Annotated in this window: 1 protein-coding gene and 1 pseudogene; both read right to left on the reverse strand. The window is 73.7% G+C overall.

Annotation, left to right across the window (positions count from 1 at the left end; all coding sequences use genetic code 11):
• Positions 1-131 precede the first annotated feature (131 nt).
• The gene (locus SSBG_RS14265) at positions 132-476 is read right to left on the reverse strand and encodes a rhodanese-like domain-containing protein (protein ID WP_037869764.1); all 345 of its coding nucleotides are present in this window, start codon (positions 474-476) and stop codon (positions 132-134) included.
• Between the two features lie 220 nt (positions 477-696).
• A pseudogene (locus SSBG_RS14270) lies at positions 697-1,456 on the reverse strand (hypothetical protein); the annotation flags it as partial.

The raw sequence follows: 1,456 nt of genomic DNA on the forward strand, positions 1-1,456 counted from the left end.
GTTCCGGGGCCGTATCGGGGGCGGGGCGCTTGTCCGGGGCGGCGCGGGGTGGGCCCGTACTGCCGGATTCCCGTGCCGCCGCGCCCGTCGTGCCCTCGTCCGCGCTCATCCCTGCCCGCCCCGCCACCGGCTCACATGACGAAGCCGGCGGCTCCCTTGTCGTCGACGACGGGCTTGCCCTCGGCCTCCCACGCCTGCATCCCGCCTTCGACGTTGACGGCGTCGATGCCCTGCTGGGCGAGGTACATCGTGACCTGCGCGGAGCGGCCGCCGGAGCGGCAGATGACGTTGACCTTGCCGTCCTGCGGGGCGGCCTCGGTGACTTCGCCGTACCGCGCGACGAAATCACTCATCGGGATGTGCAGGGCGCCCTCGATGTGACCCGCCTGCCATTCGTCGTCCTCGCGGACGTCGAGGAGGAAGTCGTCGGCCTTCAGCTCGCCGACACCGACACTGGGCAGAGATCCGAAATGCATGGCTGAGACGCTACCCGACCCGCCCGCCACCGGACGCGGGGTCGTCCCCGGGGGCGGCGAAACCGGTGGAACCGGCGGGGTCGGCGGGGCTGGCCGGGTCGGCCGGGTTCGCCGTGGGACCGGTGAAGCCGGACGGGCCCACCGTAGGACCGGGCTGCTCCGTACCCGTGCCCGTGCCCGTACCGGCGTCGTGTCCCGGCTCGCCGGAGGTCCAGCGGAGCAGTTCGTGCTCCTTCTCGGCGACCTGGGCGAGGAGTTGCTCGGCGACCTCCTCGATGAGGCGGTCGGGGTCGTCGGGGGCGAGGCGGAGCATCGAGCCGATCGCGCTCTCCTCCAGCTCACGCGCCACCGCCGCGATCATGTCCTTGCGCTGCGCGAGCCACTCCAGGCGCGCGTACAGCTCCTCACTGCGGCTCGGGAAGACGGGCTGCGGCGCGGGGCCGGACTCCCACTCGGTGGCGAGGGCGCGCAGCGCGGCCTCGTCGCCGCGCGCGTACGCCGTGGTGACGCGGCTGATGAACTCGTCGCGCCGCGCGCGTTCCTTCTCGTCCTGCACGAGATCGGGGTGCGCCTTGCGGACGAGTTCGCGGTAGAGCGCGCGGGCCTCCTCGCTGGGCCGCACCCGCTCCGGGGGGCGGACGGGCTGCTCGGTGAGCATCGCGGCGGCCTCGGGCCACAGGCCCTCCGCGCCCATCCAGCCGTGGAACAGCTCCTCGACGGCGGGCATCGGCATGGCCTCGGCGCGCAGCCGCGCGGCGGTGAGCCGGTCCTCGTCGCTGCCGGTGCGCGCGGCGCGGGCCTCGGCGATGAGCGCGTCGAGTTCGTCGAGGCGGGCGTAGACGGGGCCGAGGCGCTGGTGGTGGAGGCGGGAGAAGTTGTCGACCTCGATACGGAAGGTCTCGACGGCGATCTCGTACTCGATGAGGGCCTGTTCTGCGGCAGCGGACCGCCCGCTCCAGGCGGGCTTCGGGGAGGGGGGT

This window comes from Streptomyces sp. SPB074, assembly GCF_000154905.1.
In the GTDB taxonomy this organism is placed as follows: domain Bacteria; phylum Actinomycetota; class Actinomycetes; order Streptomycetales; family Streptomycetaceae; genus Streptomyces.